This is a genomic window from Streptomyces sp. NPDC090106, from assembly GCF_044747265.1.
Classification (GTDB): Bacteria; Actinomycetota; Actinomycetes; order Streptomycetales; family Streptomycetaceae; genus Streptomyces.
Window position 1 is genome coordinate 143,659 of record NZ_JBIVDS010000005.1, and the last position, 19,456, is coordinate 163,114.

At 71.2% G+C, this 19,456-nt stretch carries 12 protein-coding genes; 6 read left to right on the forward strand and 6 right to left on the reverse strand.

From position 1 onward, the window contains the following. Nucleotides 1-80: 80 nt before the first annotated feature. On the forward strand, nt 81-1,748 hold the full coding sequence (locus ACIPSE_RS17695) for a glycoside hydrolase family 13 protein (protein ID WP_401663428.1): 1,668 nt from the start codon (nt 81-83) through the stop codon (nt 1,746-1,748). Nucleotides 1,749-1,939: 191 nt separating this feature from the next. Here the strand turns inward: ACIPSE_RS17695 and ACIPSE_RS17700 are convergent, their stop codons facing one another. Further along, the gene (locus ACIPSE_RS17700; protein WP_401663431.1) at nt 1,940-3,988 is read right to left on the reverse strand and encodes a carbohydrate-binding module family 20 domain-containing protein; all 2,049 of its coding nucleotides are present in this window, start codon (nt 3,986-3,988) and stop codon (nt 1,940-1,942) included. Nucleotides 3,989-4,175: 187 nt separating this feature from the next. Between ACIPSE_RS17700 and ACIPSE_RS17705 the strand changes: the two genes are divergently transcribed. From ACIPSE_RS17705 to ACIPSE_RS17720, 4 genes are all read left to right on the forward strand, one after another. Then, nucleotides 4,176-5,558, forward strand: coding sequence for an alpha-amylase family protein (locus ACIPSE_RS17705; RefSeq protein WP_401663433.1), 1,383 nt, complete (start codon nt 4,176-4,178; stop codon nt 5,556-5,558). A gap of 206 nt (nt 5,559-5,764) precedes the next feature. After that, nucleotides 5,765-11,176, forward strand: a complete 5,412-nt coding sequence (gene pulA, locus ACIPSE_RS17710; RefSeq protein ID WP_401663434.1) for a pullulanase-type alpha-1,6-glucosidase — start codon at nt 5,765-5,767, stop codon at nt 11,174-11,176. A gap of 78 nt (nt 11,177-11,254) precedes the next feature. Beyond that, complete coding sequence (locus ACIPSE_RS17715; protein ID WP_401663436.1) at nt 11,255-12,928, forward strand: SpoIIE family protein phosphatase; 1,674 nt, start codon at nt 11,255-11,257, stop codon at nt 12,926-12,928. A gap of 36 nt (nt 12,929-12,964) precedes the next feature. Then, the gene (locus tag ACIPSE_RS17720) at nt 12,965-13,318 is read left to right on the forward strand and encodes a 5-carboxymethyl-2-hydroxymuconate Delta-isomerase (RefSeq protein ID WP_401663438.1); all 354 of its coding nucleotides are present in this window, start codon (nt 12,965-12,967) and stop codon (nt 13,316-13,318) included. Nucleotides 13,319-13,349: 31 nt separating this feature from the next. Here the strand turns inward: ACIPSE_RS17720 and ACIPSE_RS17725 are convergent, their stop codons facing one another. The 5 genes from ACIPSE_RS17725 to ACIPSE_RS17745 all read right to left on the reverse strand — a co-directional run bounded on the left by ACIPSE_RS17725 (nt 13,350) and on the right by ACIPSE_RS17745 (nt 18,707). Next, on the reverse strand, nt 13,350-14,039 hold the full coding sequence (locus ACIPSE_RS17725; RefSeq protein WP_401663441.1) for a TetR/AcrR family transcriptional regulator: 690 nt from the start codon (nt 14,037-14,039) through the stop codon (nt 13,350-13,352). Between the two features lie 56 nt (nt 14,040-14,095). Next, complete coding sequence (locus ACIPSE_RS17730; protein ID WP_401663443.1) at nt 14,096-15,118, reverse strand: PDR/VanB family oxidoreductase; 1,023 nt, start codon at nt 15,116-15,118, stop codon at nt 14,096-14,098. Continuing rightward, entirely contained in the window at nt 15,115-16,002 is an 888-nt protein-coding gene (locus ACIPSE_RS17735; protein ID WP_401663446.1) for a metal-dependent hydrolase, read from the reverse strand. The genes ACIPSE_RS17730 and ACIPSE_RS17735 overlap by 4 nt, the downstream gene beginning before the upstream one ends. A 92-nt stretch (nt 16,003-16,094) precedes the next feature. Continuing rightward, a complete protein-coding gene (locus tag ACIPSE_RS17740) occupies nt 16,095-18,038 on the reverse strand; it encodes a hypothetical protein (RefSeq protein WP_401663449.1) in 1,944 nt (647 codons plus the stop codon). 129 nt (nt 18,039-18,167) lie between these two features. Then, nucleotides 18,168-18,707: a tetratricopeptide repeat protein gene (locus ACIPSE_RS17745; RefSeq protein WP_401663451.1), complete on the reverse strand. Its 540-nt coding sequence runs from the start codon at nt 18,705-18,707 to the stop codon at nt 18,168-18,170. Nucleotides 18,708-18,782: 75 nt separating this feature from the next. Here ACIPSE_RS17745 and ACIPSE_RS17750 point away from each other — a divergent pair, with 75 nt between their 5' ends. Continuing rightward, nucleotides 18,783-19,199, forward strand: a complete 417-nt coding sequence (locus tag ACIPSE_RS17750) for a hypothetical protein (RefSeq protein WP_401663453.1) — start codon at nt 18,783-18,785, stop codon at nt 19,197-19,199. Nucleotides 19,200-19,456: the final 257 nt, after the last annotated feature.

Below are 19,456 nucleotides of genomic sequence, written 5' to 3' on the forward strand. Positions count from 1 at the left end.
CGACCCCGCTGTCACCGCGACCGCCTCGCCGACGCATCACCGAACCCCCATCGATGACTCCGTTACGCCTCAAGGACGCCATGAGCCAGCAGCACTCCGCCGCAGATCCGGCCCCGACCTCCGCCCTCGCCACCGCCCCGCGCGGCGACTGGTGGCGCGACGCGGTGATCTACCAGGTCTATCCGCGCAGCTTCGCCGACAGCAACGGCGACGGCATGGGCGACCTGGAGGGCGTCCGCACCCGACTGCCGTACCTGCGCGACCTCGGTGTGGACGCCGTGTGGCTCAGCCCGTTCTACGCCTCCCCGCAGGCCGACGCGGGCTACGACGTCGCCGACTACCGTGCCGTGGACCCCATGTTCGGCAACCTCCTCGACGCGGACGCGCTGATCCGGGACGCCCGTGAACTGGCGCTCAGGATCATCGTCGACCTGGTCCCCAACCACTCCTCCGACCAGCACGAGTGGTTCAAGCGCGCGCTGCGCGAGGGCCCCGGCTCGCCGCTGCGCGACCGCTACCACTTCCGCCCCGGCAAGGGCGAGAACGGCGAACTGCCCCCGAACAACTGGGAGTCCATCTTCGGCGGCCCCGCCTGGACCCGGGTCGAGGACGGCGACTGGTACCTCCACCTGTTCGCCCCCGAGCAGCCCGACTTCAACTGGGAACACCCGGCCGTCGGCGACGAGTTCCGTTCGATCCTGCGCTTCTGGCTGGACATGGGCGTCGACGGTTTCCGCATCGACGTCGCCCACGGCATGGTGAAGGCGCCCGGCCTGCCGGACATCGGCGACGGCGACCAGCTGAAGCTGCTGGGCAACGATGTCATGCCGTTCTTCGACCAGGACGGCGTCCACGACATCTACCGCCAGTGGCGGCTGATCCTCGACGAGTACGCCGGTGAGCGCATCTTCGTCGCCGAGGCGTGGACGCCCACCGTCGAGCGCACGGCCAACTACGTCCGCCCCGACGAGCTCCACCAGGCCTTCAACTTCCAGTACCTGGGCACCCACTGGGACGCGGAGGAACTGCGCAAGGTGGTCGACCTGACCCTGGAGGCGATGCGTCCCGTGGGCGCCCCCGCCACCTGGGTCCTGTCCAACCACGACGTGACCCGGCACGCCACGCGCTTCGCCAACCCGGCGGGCCTCGGCACCCAGATCCGCTCGGCGGGCGACCGCGAGACGGGCCTGCGGCGGGCGCGCGCGGCGACGCTGCTCATGCTGGCGCTGCCGGGCTCGGCCTACGTCTACCAGGGCGAGGAACTGGGCCTCCCGGACGTCGTCGACCTGCCCGACGAGGTCCGCCAGGACCCGGCCTACTTCCGCGGCGCCGGCCAGGACGGCTTCCGTGACGGCTGCCGCGTGCCGATCCCGTGGACCCGGGAGGGCTCCTCCTACGGCTTCGGCGAGGGCGGCAGCTGGCTTCCGCAGCCCGCGGAGTGGGCCGAGCTGAGCGTGGAGGCCCAGACGGGCGTCGCCGGTTCGACGCTGGAGCTGTACCGCTCGGCCCTCGCCGTGCGCCGCGCCGAACCCGACCTCGGCGCGGGCGACTCGGTGGAGTGGCTCAAGGCCCCCGAGGGCGTCCTGGCCTTCCGGCGCGGCGAGTTCGTCTGCGTCGCCAACACCACCGCCGAGCCGGTCACGACCCCGGCCCACGGCCGCCTGCTCCTGGCGAGCGGCGAGGTCGCCGAGACGGACGGCGAGGCCAGGATCCCGGCGGACACGACGGCCTGGTGGACCACGGCCTGACGGTCCCGCCACCCGCGAGGGCCCGCTGCCTGTCCAGGCGGCGGGCCCTCGGTGTGTCCTCAGGCGGCGGGCCCGGGGTGCGGTGGGGTGGCGGAGGCAGGCCGGAACGCCGCCACCGGGTGGGTGGCGGCGTTCCGTTCAGGGCCGGGTGCTCCGGTCACCTCCAGGGGACGGCCGCCGGCGGGAGTCGGTCACTTCCAGGTGTCGCTCGCCGTATAGGCCGAGGAACTTCCGGTCGTGTACGAGCGGTTGGTGCCGGACTCCCAGGTGACGTTTCCTGAGGCGTCCTTCTTGATGTACTTGTAGGTGAACGTCGTGCTCTTGGGGACGATCACCAGCTTGCTCCACGTCGGGTAGGAGGCGGAGGACAGCGGGATCGCGTCGGCGGTGTTCCAGGCGCCGAGGGAGGCGACGGAGCCGACGACGTAGACGTTGGTGCCCCAGTCGGTGGTGGCCGAGACGTTGAAGGTGACGTCGGTCGCGCCGGCCGTGGCCACGTTCCAGGAGGTGTTGACGGCGAGGGCCGTGGTGGTCGTCGCCGCGGTGCGGTTGGCGTTGGACTCCCAGGTGACGTTCCCGGAGCTGTCCTTCTTGATGTACTTGAACTCGAAGGACGTGTTGATCGGGACGCTCACCCCACCGGACCAGATCGGGTAACCCGTCGAGGAGAGCTTCACCGCCTTGGAGGTGTCCCACGCGCCCAGTGCCGCGATCGAGCCGACCACGTACACGTCCTGGCCGGTGGTCGTCGCCGCGTACTCGTTGAAGGTGGCCGTCACGGTCGAGGAGGGGTCGTCGTCGTCCTCCTCGCAGGACGTCGTGCAGGGCACGAACTCGCCGTCGTAGAACGCGATCGCGCTCTTGGCGGGGACCGTGAGGGTCGCGTTGCCGCCGGACACGGTGACCGAGGTCGCGCCGTTGTCGACGACGTTGGCGTACGTGCCGTCGGCCATGCCGGTGGCGAAGGTGTACGTGGCCGCGGAGGAACCGTTGTTGAGCGCGATGTAGCCTCCCGTGCCCCGGCCGAAGCCGATCACGGAGGAGGACTTGGTCGACCAGTTGGACACCGCCGCGGAGCCCACCGCGTTGTGCCACTGCACCATGCCGGTGATGGCGACGTCGCGCTGGAGGCAGTACCAGCCGCTGGAGCAGTTCGTGTCGGTGACGAAGCCGCCGGAGTTGGGCGGGGCCTGGTCGGAGGAGGACCACTCGAAGCCCGAGTAGACCGTCGGCGTGGACCACTTGTAGGCGAGCTGGAAGACGTTCGCCAGCTTGTAGGTGTCGCCGTCCTTGTAGCTCATGTGCAGGCCGTTGCGCTCGGTGTCGTGGTTGGTCACGAAGGACACCGAGTTGGCGGGGGTCAGCACTCCGGAGGACGACAGGGACTCCAGGTCGGAGATGTTGCCCTGGAAGGCCGACTTCATCTTGCTCGCGTAGGTGAAGTCGAGGACGTCACCGGTGGAGTAGTAGTCGGAGGCGGCGGGCGTCGAACCCGGGTACACCTCCTGGAAGATGTACGGGCTTGCGCCGGATGTCGTGCTGCTGAGCTTCGCCCAGATCGCGGTGAGGTCGGCGACCGGGATGTGCTTGGCGGCGTCGATGCGGAAACCGTCGACGCCGAGGGCGATCTGCTTGTTGAGGAAGGCCGCGATGCCGGAGCGGACGTCGTCGTCCTCCGTCTCCAGGTCCGGCAGGCCCAGCAGTTCGCAGTTCTGGATCTCCGAGAGGTTCGACCAGTCGTCGATGATCAGGTCGGAGTCGTTGCACTCCGCCGACGTGTGGTAGTCGTCCGGGTCCCAATCCGGGGTGTCGTACTTGTTGGTGATCGTCGTGCCGTTGTAGCCGGTGCCGGTCTGGGCGGCGGTGTGGTTGATCACCGCGTCCGTGTACACCTTCACACCGGCGTCATGACAGGTGTCGACCATCGTGGCGAACTGGGCCGCCGTGCCGAAGCGGCCGTTGAGGTCGTAGGAGTACGGCTGGTAGACGTCCCACCAGTAGTAGCTGGACTGCTTGAGGGACTCGGCGGGCGGGGCGACCCACACGGCTCCGTACCCGGCGGGGCCGAGGACGTCGGTGCACTCGGAGGCCACCGACTTCCAGTTGTACTCCCAGAGGTTGGCGATGACGTCACCGGACGTCGTGGCGTCGGCGGCGGCCGGGGTCGCGGGCAGGGCGACGGCACCGGCCAGGGCCAGGGCACCGGCCGTGAGAAGACTGGCGGCTCTGCGTCTTTTCATGAGTGGCTCCGGGGGGTGAGCGGGTTTCAACAACTGGTGAGCGTGGGGGAGTTGAGAAGGCCACGTCAAGAGACGGTTGAAAACTCTTGCTGTGAGTTTCAAGCCCCTTGCTGTAAAGCTTGCGTTAGCGGTACGTTCGCGCCGGCCGCCGGCAACGACGCCTGGCCGTCACGCAAGGAGCCCCCACGTGATATCGAGATGGTCCGCCACCGCCGCCACCGCCGCCCTCGCGGCGACCGCCGCCGTCCTCGTGCCGAGCGGTACCGCGTACGCCTCCCCGCCCGGCACCAAGGACGTCACCGCCGTCCTGTTCGAGTGGAACTTCGCCTCGGTCGCCAAGGAGTGCACCAACACCCTCGGCCCCGCCGGTTACGGCTACGTCCAGGTCTCCCCGCCCGCCGAGCACATCCAGGGCTCGCAGTGGTGGACGTCGTACCAGCCGGTGAGCTACAAGATCGCGGGCCGGCTCGGGGACGCCACCGCCTTCCAGAACATGGTGACCACCTGCCACAACGCGGGCGTGAAGGTCGTCGTCGACACCGTCGTCAACCACATGTCCGCGGGCAGCGGCACCGGCACCGGCGGATCCTCGTACACGAAGTACACCTACCCCGGCCTGTACTCGTCGTACGACTTCGACGACTGCACCGCCACCATCAGCGACTACACCAACCGCGCCAACGTCCAGAACTGCGAACTCGTCGGCCTCGCCGACCTGGACACCGGTGAGGAGTACGTCCGCTCCGCCATCGCCGGGTACATGAACACCCTGCTCGGCTACGGTGTCGACGGCTTCCGGATCGACGCGGCCAAGCACATCCCCGCCACCGACCTCGCCAACATCAAGGCCCGCCTCTCCAGCACCTCGGTGTACTGGAAGCAGGAGGTCATCTACGGCAGCGGCGAGGCCGTCCAGCCCACCGAGTACACGGGCAACGGCGATGTCCAGGAGTTCCGTTACGCCTACGACCTCAAGCGGGTCTTCAACAACGAGAACCTCGCCTATCTGAAGAACTACGGCGAGGGCTGGGGCTACATGAGCAGCTCCGTCTCCGGCGTCTTCGTCGACAATCACGACACCGAGCGCAACGGTTCGACCCTCACCTACAAGGACGGCGCGAACTACACCCTCGCCAACGTCTTCATGCTCGCCTACCCCTACGGCGCCCCGGACATCAACTCCGGCTACGAGTGGTCCGACACGGACGCCGGACCGCCCAACGGCGGTTCCGTCACGGCATGTTGGCAGGACGGCTGGAAGTGCCAGCACGCCTGGCCGGAGATCCTGCGCATGGTCGCCTTCCGCAACGCGACCCGCGGCGAGTCGCTCACCAACTGGTGGGACAACGGCGCCGACGCCATCGCCTTCGGCCGCGGCAGCAAGGGCTACGTCGCCATCAACCACGAGTCGGGCAGCCTGACCCGCACCTACCAGACGGGCCTCGCGGCCGGCACGTACTGCGACGTGCAGAGCAACACCACCGTGACGGTCAACAGTTCCGGTCAGCTCACCGCCACCCTGGGCGCCAACACCGCGCTCGCCGTCTACGCGGGCAAGACGAGCTGCTGAGCCGTCCCGCCCGGTCCCGACGGCCGGCCCCTCGTGCGCCTTGCGGTGCGCGAGGGGCCGACGCGTTTCCGGGGCGCCGCGCCCGAACACCGCACAGCTGAAAGTCTTTTCCGTTACTTTCACGACTCTTGCTGTAAGCATTGCGGCGGCGATACGGTCGCGCGGGGTCGGACCCGCAGAGCCGTACATCGCAAGGAGTCCACGTCTTGATACCAAGATGGCCGGTGCCGTCCAGGCGCCGAACCGCGTATGCCGGACGGGTCGCGGCGGTCACCGTGACCGCCCTGGCCGCAGCGCTCGTCCAGCCGCTCGCGGCGCGGGCCCAGACCCCGCCCGCGCCCCCTTCGGACGCGAAGCTCGCGTCCGAGCCCGCCCGGCACGACTCCACCCGGGAGCAGTTCTACTTCGTGCTCCCGGACCGGTTCGCCAACGGCGACACCTCCAACGACGAGGGCGGTCTGACCGGTTCGCGCCTCGCCACCGGATACGACCCCACCGACAAGGGGTTCTACCAGGGCGGCGACCTCAAGGGCCTGACGAAGAAGCTCGACTACATCAAGGGCCTCGGCACCACCGCCATCTGGATGGCGCCGATCTTCAAGAACCAGCCCGTCCAGGGGACGGGGAGCAACGCCTCGGCCGGCTACCACGGTTACTGGATCACCGACTTCACCCAGGTCGACCCGCACTTCGGCACCAACGTGGACCTGGAGACCCTCATCTCCAAGGCGCACGCCAAGGGCATGAAGGTCTTCTTCGACGTCATCACCAACCACACCGCGGACGTCGTCGACTACGAGGAGAAGTCCTACGACTACCTCTCCAAGGGCGCCTTCCCGTATCTGACGAAGGACGGCGAGCCCTTCGACGACGCCGACTACGCGGACGGCACCGAGGACTTCCCCGAGGTCGACAGCGGCTCCTTCGCACGCACGCCCACCGTCGCCGCCGCGAAGAAGGACACCAAGGTCCCGTCGTGGCTCAACGACCCGACGATGTACCACAACCGCGGTGACTCGACCTTCGCCGGCGAGTCCTCCACCAACGGCGACTTCTCCGGTCTCGACGACCTGTGGACCGAGCGTCCCGAGGTCGTCAGCGGCATGGAGAAGATCTACCAGCGGTGGGTCAGGGACTTCGGCATCGACGGCTTCCGCATCGACACCGTGAAGCACGTCAACATGGAGTTCTGGACCCAGTGGGCCACCGCCCTCGACTCCTACGCCGCCCGGCACGGCCGTGACGACTTCTTCATGTTCGGCGAGGTCTACTCCGCCGACACCTCGATCACCTCGCCGTACGTCACCCAGGGACGCCTCGACTCCACGCTGGACTTCCCCTTCCAGGAGGCGGCACGGCAGTACGTCTCCCAGGGCGGCAGCGCCCGGCAGCTCGCGAACGTCTTCGGCGACGACTACAAGTACACGACCGACAAGGCCAACGCGTACGAGCAGGTCACCTTCCTCGGCAACCACGACATGGGCCGCATCGGGTACTTCCTGAACCAGGACAACCCGAAGGCCACCGACGCCGAACTCCTCGCCAAGGACGAGTTCGCCAACGAGGTGATGTTCCTCAGCCGCGGCAACCCCGTCGTCTACTACGGCGACGAGCAGGGCTTCACCGGCGCGGGCGGCGACAAGGACGCCCGCCAGACGATGTTCGCGTCGAAGACCGCCGACTACCTCGACGACGACGAGATCGGCACCGACCGCACCCACGCCAGTGACGCGTACGACACGAGCGCCCCGCTCTACCGGCGGATCAGCGCCCTCTCCAAGCTCCGCGCCGCCCACCCCGCCCTCGCCGACGGCGTCCAGACCGAGCGGTACACCGCCGACGGCGCCGGGATCTACGCCTTCTCCCGCACCGACGCGAAGACCGGCACGGAGTACGTCGTCGCCTTCAACAACGCGGACACTGCCAAGTCGGCCACGTTCACCGCCGGTTCGGCGAACATGACGTACCAGGGCATCTACGGCGGCTCCGCCTCCCGGACCTCCGGCGCCGACAAGAAGCTCACCGTCACCGTCCCCGCCGGTTCCGCCGTCGTCCTCAAGGCCACCGGCAAGGCCGCGAAGCCCGCCACCGCCCCGACGGTCACCCTCAAGGCCCCGGCCGCCGGAGCCACCGGCACGGTCGAGATCGAAGCCGACGTCGACGGCGGCGGACTCAACCGCGTCGTGTTCGCCGCCCAGGTCGGAAACGGCAAGTGGCAGACGCTCGGCTCCGCCGACCACGCCCCCTACAAGGTCACCCAGGTGATCGACGAGGACCTGGCCGCCGGAACGGCCCTGCGCTACAAGGTCGTTGTCATCGATTCGACCGGCCGCAGGTCCAGTGCCACCGCCGCCTCCACCTCCGGCACCCCGCCCGCCGAGGAGATCCCCACGGCCTCCTCGCGCGACTACGCGATCGTCCACTACCAGCGCCCCGACGGCGACTACGACGACTGGGGCCTGTACGCCTGGGGCGACATCGCCGACGGCGAGTCCACCGACTGGCCCGACAGCCACCCGTTCACCGGCCGGGACGCCTACGGAGCCTTCGCCTACGTCAAGCTGAAGCCCGGTGCCTCCAGCGTCGGCTTCCTCGTCATCGACAAGGACGGCAACAAGGACGTCTCCACCGACCGCACCGTCGACGTCACCAGGACGGGCGAGGTCTGGGTCGAGCAGGGCAAGTCCGACATGCTCACCGAGAAGCCGGAGTACCCCGAGCAGGACACGGCCAAGGCTGTCCTCCACTACCACCGGGCCGACGGGAACTACGACGGCTGGGGACTGCACGTCTGGACCGGCGCCGCGAACCCCACCGACTGGTCCAGCCCCCTGAAGCCGGTGAAGACTGACGCCTATGGCGCGGTCTTCGAGGTCCCGCTCAACGACGGTGCGAGCAGCCTCAGTTACATCATCCACCACGGCGACGAGAAGGACCTGCCCACCGACCAGTCGCTCGACCTCACGGCGAACGGCCATGAGGTGTGGCTGTTGAACGGCCAGGAGAAGTACCTCCTCCCGCAGTCCGCCGGGTCCGCCGCCGCCCTCGACCTGACCACCTCCAAGGCGGTCTGGATCGACCGGGACACGGTCGCCTGGAACGGCTCCGACGCCGCCGCCTCCACCCAGCTCCTCTCCAGCCGCACCGGCTCCATCACGGTCCAGGACGCCACGCTCACCAGCGACGACGAACGCTGGCTGCGTCTGTCGAGGACCAGCCTGACCGACGCCCAGAAGGCCAGGTTCCCGCACCTGAAGGAGTACACCGCCTGGACCGTCGACCCCCGTGACCGCGACCGGGTGCGCGAGGCGCTCCGCGGCCAGGTCGTCGCCTCCCAGCGGGCCGCGAACGGCGCCGTCCTCGCGGCGACCGGCGTCCAGCTCGCGGGCGTCCTCGACGACGTGTACGCGGGCGCCACCGACGCAGACCTCGGCCCGACGTTCGACAGGAACGGCCGTCCGACGCTCTCCGTGTGGGCACCCACCGCGCAGAGCGTGTCGCTCGAACTCGGCGGCTCCACCGTCAGGATGAAGCGCGCCGCCACCGGCGTCTGGTCCGTCACCGGGCCCAGGTCCTGGAAGGGCGAGGAGTACCGGTACGTCGTGAAGGTCTGGGCGCCCAGCGTCCAGAAGGTCGTCACCAACAAGGTCACCGACCCCTACTCGGTCGCCCTGACGACCGACTCCGAGCGCAGCCTCGTCGTCGACCTGGCCGACAAGTCCCTGGCCCCGAACGGCTGGACGACCTACACCAAGCCGAAGGCCGTCGCGCTGAAGGACGCGCAGATCCAGGAACTGCACGTCCGGGACTTCTCCGTCGCCGACGACACGGTCCCGGCCGCCGACCGCGGCACCTACCTCGCCTTCACCGACAAACTCAGCGACGGCTCCAAGCACCTCAGGCAACTCGCCGACGCCGGCACGTCGTACGTGCACCTCCTGCCGGCCTTCGACATCGCGACCATCCCCGAGAAGAAGTCCGACCAGGCGACGCCCGGCTGCGACCTCGCCTCCTACCCGGCCGACTCCGACAAGCAGCAGGAGTGCGTGGCGAGGACGGCCGCCGAGGACGCCTACAACTGGGGCTACGACCCCTACCACTACACGGTCCCCGAGGGCTCGTACGCCACCGACCCCGACGGCACCGCCCGCACGGTCCAGTTCCGCCGGATGGTCAAGTCGCTGAACGAGGACGGCCTGCGGGTCGTCATGGACGTCGTCTACAACCACACGGCGGCGAGCGGCCAGGCGGACACCAGCGTCCTGGACCGGATCGTGCCCGGCTACTACCAGCGGCTCCTGGCCGACGGCTCCGTCGCCAACAGCACCTGCTGCTCCAACACCGCGACCGAGAACGCGATGATGGGCAAGCTCGTCGTCGACTCGATCGTCACCTGGGCCAAGGAGTACAAGGTCGACGGCTTCCGCTTCGACCTCATGGGCCACCACCCCAAGGCCAACATCCTCGCCGTGCGCAAGGCCCTCGACGCGCTGACCCTCGCGAAGGACGGCGTCGACGGCAAGAAGATCATCCTGTACGGCGAGGGCTGGAACTTCGGCGAGGTCGCCGACGACGCCCGCTTCGTCCAGGCCACCCAGAAGAACATGGCGGGCACGGGCGTCGCGACCTTCTCCGACCGGGCCCGCGACGCGGTGCGCGGCGGCGGCCCCTTCGACGAGGACCCGGGCGTCCAGGGCTTCGCCTCCGGTCTCTACACCGACCCCAACTCCTCGACGGGCAACGGCACCGAGGCCGAGCAGAAGGCGCGGCTGCTGCACTACCAGGACCTGATCAAGGTCGGCCTGTCGGGCAACCTGAAGGACTACTCCTTCACCGACACCAGCGGAAAGGACGTCAAGGGCTCCGAGGTCGACTACAACGGGTCCGCCGCGGGATACGCCGAGGCCCCCGGCGACGCCCTCGCCTACGTCGACGCGCACGACAACGAGTCGCTGTTCGACGCGCTGACGTACAAGCTGCCCGCCACGACCGGCGCCGCCGACCGGGCCCGCATGCAGGTCCTCGCCATGGCGACGGCCGCCCTCTCGCAGGGCCCGGCCCTCTCCCAGGCGGGCACCGACCTGCTGCGCTCCAAGTCCCTGGACCGCAACTCCTACGACAGCGGCGACTGGTTCAACGCGATCCACTGGAACTGCCAGGACGGCAACGGCTTCGGCCGCGGGCTGCCGCCGGCCGCCGACAACGAGTCCAAGTGGCCCTACGCCAAGCCCCTGCTGGGTTCGGTGAGCGTGGGCTGCGCGCAGATCGAGGGCGCCTCGGCGGCCTACCGGGACCTGCTGCGCATCCGGACCACGGAGAGCGTGTTCTCGCTGGACACGGCCTCGCGGGTGCAGTCGGAGCTGTCCTTCCCGCTGTCGGGCAAGGACGAGACGCCCGGCGTGATCACCATGGAACTCGGCGGTCTCGTGGTCGTGTTCAACGCGACGCCTGACCAGCAGGAGCAGCGCGTCGGCTCGCTGGCCGGCACGGCGTACGCACTGCATCCGGTGCAGGCGGGCGGGGCGGACTCTACCGTCAAGTCGGCCGTCTACGAACGGGAATCGGGCACGTTCGCCGTTCCGGGGCGCACTGTCGCGGTCTTCACCCGGACCTCGTGACACAGGGCTAGTTTGGGTGGGACGGACCCGGCCTCCCGGGGCCGTCCCACCCATTCGTGCGCCAAGGGGCTGTCGGACATGGACGGCTACAGCGAACAGACGGACACATCCCGCACCGAGGACGGCGCGGACACCACGGTCCTGGTCGTCGACGACGTGGCGGCGAACCGCTACGCGCTCGGCGCGGTGCTGCGGCGGGCCGGGCACCGCGTGGTGCCGGTCGCCTCCGCGAACGAGGCCCTCGTCGAGCTCGACGTACGGCTGCACGCCGGGCGGCTGCCCGACGCGGCGCTGGTCGACGTCGGACTGCCCGACATGAACGGCTTCGAGCTGTGCCGCCGGGTCAAGGCCCAGCCCCTCATGTCCACGGTGCCGGTCGTGCACTTCTCGGCTGCGGCACCCGACCCCCGCCACCGCTGCCGGGGCCTGGACGCGGGCGGGGACGCCTATCTCACCGTGCCCGCCGACCCGTGGGAGATCCAGGCCGTCGTGGGCGCGGCCGTCCGGGGCGGGCGGCGCCGCTCGGGCGCGGAGACGCTGGTGCGGCGGCTGACCCGGCTCTCCGAGGCCGTCGTGACGGTCCAGGCGGCGCGCTGCCTGGGGGAGTTGGCGCGGGCGGCGGCCGAGGGCGCGGCCGGGCTGACCGGCGGGCCCGCCGCCGTCTTCGTCCTCGGGCCCGAGGACGAACCCCACCGGGGCCTGTCCCGCCACCGCGCCGCCCTCGCCCCGCCGGACGCGAGCGCGGACGACGCCGTCGCCCGGACCGTCACCCGGCTGTGCGCGGGCCGCGGCGGCGTGCGGAACCTGGTGGTGCCCTCACCGCTCTGGCCGGCCGGGTACTTCCGGCCCGGCGTCGAGGAGCACGCCCGGCTCGCCGTCGCCGTCGCCCCGCGGAGCCGCACCCCGGTGTGCGTGGCGACCCCGGCGGGGCGCCGGGACCCGGCCGACGACGGGCTCCTCGCCCGGCTCGCCGAGGCCACCGCGCTGGCCGCCGAACCGCTCCTCATGTACCAGGCCGAGCGGCAGATCGCGCTGACCCTCCAGCACAGCTTCCTGCCCCAGCCCCACCGGCTGCCCGACCTGCCGGGCGTCGACCTCGTCGTCCGGTACGTGCCCGCCTCCCGGCAGGCCGAGATCGGCGGCGACTTCTACGCCGCGATACGCACCGGCGAGGGCATCCTCGTCGCCGTCGGGGACGTGGTCGGCCACTCCCTGGAGGCGGCGACCGTCATGGTGGAGATACGGCACGCGCTGCGCGCCCACTGCGTGGAGACCAGCGACCCGGGCGTCCTCGCCGCCCGGCTCGACCGGATGCTCCAGCACTACCACCCCGACGTCACCGCCACCGTCTGCCTCGCGCTCGTCGACCCCTCCGGCGGCCGGACCCGCGTCGCCAACGCCGGGCACCTCCCACCGCTGCTCGTGCGGGCCGGGGGAGGCGCCGGATACGTCGACGCCTGCGGTCCCCTGCTCGGTCTGGGCCTGGACCGCACCGAACCCACCGAGCTGTGCCTCGCCCCGGGCGACCGCCTGCTGATGGTCACCGACGGACTCATCGAGACCCGCGGCACCGACCTCTCCGTCTCCCTGGAGCAGCTCCGTACGGCCGCCGCCGATGCCCCCGCGGATGCCCCCGCCAGCCTCGACGCCCTCTGCGACACCCTCCTGGGCCGCTTCGGCCACGACCGCGAGGACGACATCGCGATGCTCGCGCTCCGACTCTCCCGAGGCGCCCCGGACGGCGCCGGTTAGGGTGATCCCGTCGCCGCCCCCGGAACAGGAGCACCCATGCCGAACATCACCGTCGAACGGTCCGCCCACCTCGACGACGTCGACTGGGAGGAGTTCGCCCGCGCCCTGCACCCGGTGATCGTCGAGGTGGCCGCGGCCAAGCCCGAGGCGTGCAAGACGCGTGTCCTGCGCGGCGAGGACGAGACCGTGGGCGACGAGAGCGAGGGCCACGCGATCGTCCACGTCACGCTCGCCCTGCTCGCCGGCCGCACCGACGAGACCAAGGCCCGTCTCACCGAGGCCGTCGTGGCCCTCCTGGCCAAGCATGTCGGCCCCCGGGACGGCCTCACCCTGCACCTGTCGGCCGAGGTCCGCGACCTGGACGCGTCGTACACGAAGACCGTGCTCTAGGGCCGCCGGGGCCTGAACCTCCGGACACCCCCTAGGACGCGAGGGCGATCAGACGGCCCGCGAGGTCGGCGAACGGGCCGTCGGTCGGTTCGTGGCGGAGCATCTCGCGCATCAGGTCGCCCATCTCGTCGTCGAAGGCTGCGCTCACCGCGGCGAGCGCCGCGAAGTCGTGCACGAGCTGGATCTCCAGCTCGCCGCGCGGGATGCGCCGGCCGTCCAGCCAGATCAGGGCCGTCGACTCGGCGAGCGAGATCCAGGAGCGGACGACCAGTTCCAGCCGCGCGGGCGGACGCGTCACGCCCAGATGCGACAGGATCTGTTCGTAGGCGGCCTGCCGGACCGAGTCGATGAGCGCGTTCGTCGCCGACGAACCGACCGCGGGACCGCCCCGCATCAGGGCCGCGAAACCCGGCCCGTGGTCGTCCACGAAGTCGAAGAACCGGCGCATCACCTTCAGCAGCCGCGTCCCCAGCGGGCCTTCGTGGGGTTCCACGAACCGTGCGGCCAGATCGTCCGCCGCCCGCTTCAACGCGGCCTCGTACAGGCTGAGTTTGCCGGGGAAGTAGTGGTAGACCAGGGGACGCGAGATACCCGCCGCGGTCGCTATCTCGTCGATGGAGACGTCGTCGGGCGAGCGCTGGCTGAACAGGTCGAGGGCCACGCCGATCAACTGCTGGCGCCGTTCCTCGACTCCCATTCTTCGCCGTACCCCGGTAGTCATACGAACACCTTACCGATCGGATCCGGCCCGGAACGGGCCGGTCCGCGCAACGGCGTTCACATGTCCAGCACAAGACGCTCACTTCGGGCGCGCGAGACGCAGATCAGCATGGACTCGGCGCGCTCGCCGTCCGTGAGCAGCTCGTCACGGTGGTCCACCTCGCCCTCCAGCACCCGCTGTTGGCAGGTCCCGCAGAAACCCTGCTCGCACGAGTAGAGGGTGTTCGGCAGCTCCGCCCGCACGGCCGCCAGCACCGTCGAGTCCGCCGCCACCGTCAACGTCCTCCCGCTGCGCCGCAGTTCGACCTCGAAGGCCGAACCCCCGCGCTCGGCACGCGGGGTGAACCGCTCCACATGGACGTGCGGCCACCTCTCCTCGACGGCCGCCGTCAGTCCTTCGGGGCCGCAGCAGTAGACCGTGGCGTCCTGCGGCACCTCCCACGCGCCGAGATCCGGCACCCCCTCCACGACGGTCACCGCGCCGCCCAGCGCCTGGACCTCCTCCAGGAACGGCATCGACGCGCGCGAGCGTCCGCAGTACAGCAACCGCCAGTCGGTGCCCTCCGGCAGGGCCCGCACCATCGACAGGACCGGGGTGATCCCGATCCCGCCCGCGACGAACGCGTACGACGGCGCCTGCACCAGCGGGAACCGGTTGCGCGGCCCCCGCACCTCCAGCTCGGTTCCCTCCGCGACCCGCTCGTGCACCTCGCGCGAGCCGCCCCGCCCGTCCTCGACGAGCCGCGTGGCGACCGTGTAGGCGGAGGTGTCCGCCGGGTCCCCGCACAGCGAGTACTGCCGCACCAGCCCCGACGGCAGCACCAGATCGATGTGCGCCCCCGGCTCCCAGCCGGGCAGATCCCGCCCCTCCAGGCGCAGTTGTACGACGCCGTCGGCGACCTCCTCGCGCGCGGCGACCCGCAGACGCAGCGCCCTGGAGCGCGGACGCCCCGAGACGGGCTCCTCCAGCGCGGGCCACGGCCACAGCGGCGACACCCGCACCCGGCGGCGCAGGGCGCGCCGGGCGAGCAGCGCGGCCCCGGCGACGACGGCGACGGTCAGCGGCTTCGGCGGCGTCACACGGCCCCCTTCTCGGCGGTGAGCGCGGCGAGTGCCGCCGGGGACGAGGCGAGATACGCCACGGCCTGCGGGGTCGAGCCCTCCTGCGAGGGGTGGTAGGACCGGCTCAGATAGCGGGGGACGGACCTCAGCATGTCGGGCGTCGAGGGCAGTACGCCCTGCTTGCCGCGCACATAGAAGTCCATGACGCTCGGCTTCGCGTCCAGGACCGTCGGGTCGTTCGTCATGAAGAACCGTGTCCCGCGCTGCCACAGGAACACCAGCGTCGCGAAGGCGCTCGCCCAGGTCCGCACGCGCCGCGCGTAGCCGCCGTCGAGATGCGTGAACAGCTCGAAGGCGACCGACCGGTGCTCGACCTCCTCGGCGCCGTGCCAGCGCAGCAGGTCCAGCATGGTCGGGTCGGCGCCGCGCCGGTCCAACTCCTCGGCGTTCAGCACCCAGTTGCCGAGGAAGGCGGTGTAGTGCTCGATCGCCGCGATGAGCGCCACCCGCTCCAGCAGCCACCACGTGCGGGCCCGGCCCGGCGGCAGGGTCCGGTCGCCGAGCAGCTTCTCGAAGAACCAGTCGACCTGCGCGGTGTACGGGGTCGGGTCGAGGCCCTGCTCCCTGAGGTGGGGCAGGACCTCGTCGTGGGCCTGGGAGTGCATCGCCTCCTGGCCGATGAACCCGATGACGTCCTCGCGCAGCCGGTCGTCCCTGATGTACGGCAGGACCTGCCGGTAGACGTGCACGAACCAGCGCTCACCGGCGGGCAGCAGCAGATGCAGCACGTTGATGGTGTGGGTGGTGAACGGATCGCCGGGCACCCAGTGCAGCGGGGTGTCGTCCCAGGAGAAGGACACCTTGCGGGCCTTGAGGGGCACCCGTTCCTGCTTGTTGGACATGGCGTCAATGTACTGACGGGTAGATCCGGGCGGAAGCCCCGTGCGCGCACTTGTTGACGTACATGTCAGCAAAGTCGCGGCAGAGGGTACCGCTAGTGCAGGGCGTCGATCGACCGGCCGCTCTCCAGCGTCCCCTTCAGCCCGGCCTGCGCGCCCTCCTTCGCCTTCAGGACCAGCAGGTTGCCCTGCGCGGACCCCTTGACGGCGCCCGTCGCGTCGATCGACGCCGTGTCCTTGCCGCCCGCCGCGAGCAGGTACCAGGCGCCCGCCTCGGACTTCCACAGCACACCGGCCAGCACGTTCGGGTCGCGCGGACCGCACGCCGGGCCGTTCTCGCTCTTCGCCGCGACCGCCCCGTACGTCCCGCCCGGGGTGCGGAACTGGGCGAGGACCCGGGTGCCGCCGCCCCGCCAGGTCTCGGCCCGGGTGCACATCCACTGCGCGGTGCCGTTCGCCTCGGGCAGCGCCTGACTGGCGTACGCCCAGGCGTTCACCGTGCGCACGCCCGCCGACCGCATCGCGCCCAGCGAGCAGGCGTACGGCGCCCACGTGCGCAGCGAGCCGGCGCCGGACACGTCGTGGACCGCGCCGGGGCGGCCGGTGGTGAGCCGCGCCGGGACCAGCTCGCCGAGGTCGCTCAGGAGCCCGGTGCCGTCCCGGCCGGTCACCTCCAGGACGTTCCAGGACGTGCAGCCGCCGCTCTGCGCCCCGGCCCCGGACATCGGCGAGGTCACCCCGGCGGTCAGGGTCAGGGCCATCGCCCCGGACGACGGCTTGAGCAGGTCCCGCTCGACCGCCCCGGAGACCCAGGGCGCGGTCAGATAGCGGACGTTGCCGTCGGTCCGGCCCAGCACGACCGCGCTCGCCTCCGCCGCGCTCGCCCCGTCGACCCGGGCGAAGTCCAGGGCCGCGCCCTCGGTGCCGTCCTTCGGCTCGGCGTAACGGGCGATGCGCAGACCGTCGTAGAGGATCACCACGCGCGCGTTGTCGACGACCCCGGCGTACAGGAGCTGCGCCGGGCCGGAGGGGCCGCCGGACGGGGTGCCGGGGGTCGCCGAGACCCGCACCTGCTCGCCGGGGCGGGCCCACACGGCGAGCGCCCGGCGCAGCAGCGTGCTGTCGTCGGTGAGTTCGCCGCGCGCGGGCCACACCGAGAAGTCGTTGCGGGACGCCGCCTGCCAGGCCGTCGCCGGGACCCGGGTCAGCCGGGACGGGTCCAGCGCCGCCTGCGCGGCCGGGTTCTGCGCGTACACGGGCGCCGCGGCGCCGTCGGGGCCCCAGCCGTCGCCGGGCAGCGCCAGCAGCACCCCGCACACGGCGAGGGCCGCGGCGGCGGCCAGCGCGGCCTTCATGTGCTGCCTGCGCCGCATCAGATCCGTCGGCCGGGCCTGGAGCGAGCACGGGTCGAACTCGGCGGAGTCCAGCAGGGCGTACCGGTCGGCCGGGACCCCGTCCGCCTCATCGAGCGCCGCGCTCACGTCCTCGACGCCCGCCGAGGCCAGCACCTCGCGCACATCGCCGTCGGGCAGCTTCTCCAGGCCGCGCAGCACGTACGCGGCGCGCCCTTCGCCCGACAGGGCCGACAGCCGCTGGTCCAGGGCGAGTTCGTCGGCACCGCCCGAGCGCGGGAAGAGCCGCAGTCCCCACACCTGGGGGAGCAGCGCCGGGAGCTGGGAGCGCCGGGGCAGGGCCCGGAAGGTCAGCGGCAGCCCCGCCTCCAGCGCCGTACGCAGCACCTGGAGGCGGACGAAGGCGTACCCCGGGTCGCCGTCACGGCCGGCCGACTGGGCCGGGATGACCGCTGTCGCGGCCCGGCCCCGGGGCAGGGCGCGCTGGGCGAGGGCGTGCGCGGTCAGGACGCGCCGGTTGCGGCCGAGGCCCGGTGGCAGCACCAGGTAGGCCAGCCGGACCAGCCGTGGATAGTGCTCGACGAGCGCGGCCTCGGCCTGTTCGACGTCGACGAACGGTTCGCCGGCGGAGCCGGAGCCGTTGCCGGAGGAGGGGGTGGGGCGCGGGGCGACATCCTGTGACTGCACGTTCAGCAGAACGAGCGAATCGTTGATTGGTCACCGCCAAGCGGGTGAACGGACGGCACGGCCCGCCTCGACCGGCCCGCCGTGCTCGCCCACCGGGATCGGCGTGCCGTGACCGGCCCGCCGTACCCCTCAGTCGTCCGGCTCCACCAGGGCGCGCGCGTAGTTCGCCATCGACCGCTGGTAGCGCGGCAGATGAGGGGCCAGCGCGCCGAGGACGAGCGAGAGCCCTTCCCGGTCCCGGCCCAGGCCGGACAGGCACAGGGCGAGGGTCGCCCGTACGGCGTCGTCCAACTCGTCCGACGGGCCGTCCAGTTCGGGCGTGAGCAGCTTGACGCCCTCCTCGGGGTGCCCGGTGTTCCTGAGCGAGCTGGAGAGCTGGATCCTGGCGCGGCGGCCCTTGTAACCGCTCAGCCCGCGCGCCAGCGCCTCCCGGTACAGCGGGACCGCCCGGTCGGAGTGGCCCGTCGAGTCCCAGGCGCACGCCTGCTCGAAGGGGCCGAGCGGGCTGCCGTCCGGCAGTTCGGCGACGAGTGCGTCGATCACGGCGCGGAAATCGGCCGCGTCGTCCTCCGCGTAGTCGTCGAACGTGGCCCAGGCGGCCGTGACACGCTGTTCCCAGTCTTCGTTCACCGGCCCACTCTCGCACGTCTGTGCGGGGCTTGAGCGCATCTCGCCGCGCGGCCGTATGGAAGGGGACGGGCCTCGTGCCGAGGCCGGCCGGATGGGATGGGACCGGAGGAACAGATGAGGTTGACCCGACCGATGCTCGCGGCGACGGCCGCCGCCGCCCTCTTGGCGCTGGCGGGCTGCGGCTCCGGTGACGGCGCCGAGAAGGCCGCCGTGCCCGAGACGGCGACCGGCAGCCTGGAGCACCTGGCCGCCGAGGTGAAGTGCACCCCGAACATCCAGATCGACGCCGACGAACTGCGGCAGGCCGCCTGCAAGGACGCCCCCGGAGGCAAGTTCATCCTCGCCACCTTCGCCACCGACCGGGGACAGCGCGAGTGGATCAACGGCGCCAAGGACTACGGCGGTCACTACCTGGTCGGCCGCAAATGGGTGGCCGTCGGCGAGACCACCACGATGACGAGCCTCCAGAAGACCCTCGGCGGGGACATCGAGGAAGGCACCGACCACTCCGCGCACACCGGGAGCCACTGACCCGGGCGATCCGGACGGCGGAGAACCGGGCAACGGAGAAGCGGGCAACGGAGAAGCGGGCAACGGAGAAGCGGGCAACGGAGAAGCGGGGGGGGGGGGGGCCCCCCCCGCCGGGGGGGGGGGGGGGGGGGGGGTGGGGGGGGGGTGGGGGGGGGGGGGGGGGGGGGGGGGTGGGGGGGGGGTGGGGGGGGGGTCTGGTGGGGGGTTCGGGTTTGGGGGTGGGGGTCTTCGGTGCCCGGGGTGGCGGTACCTGTGCC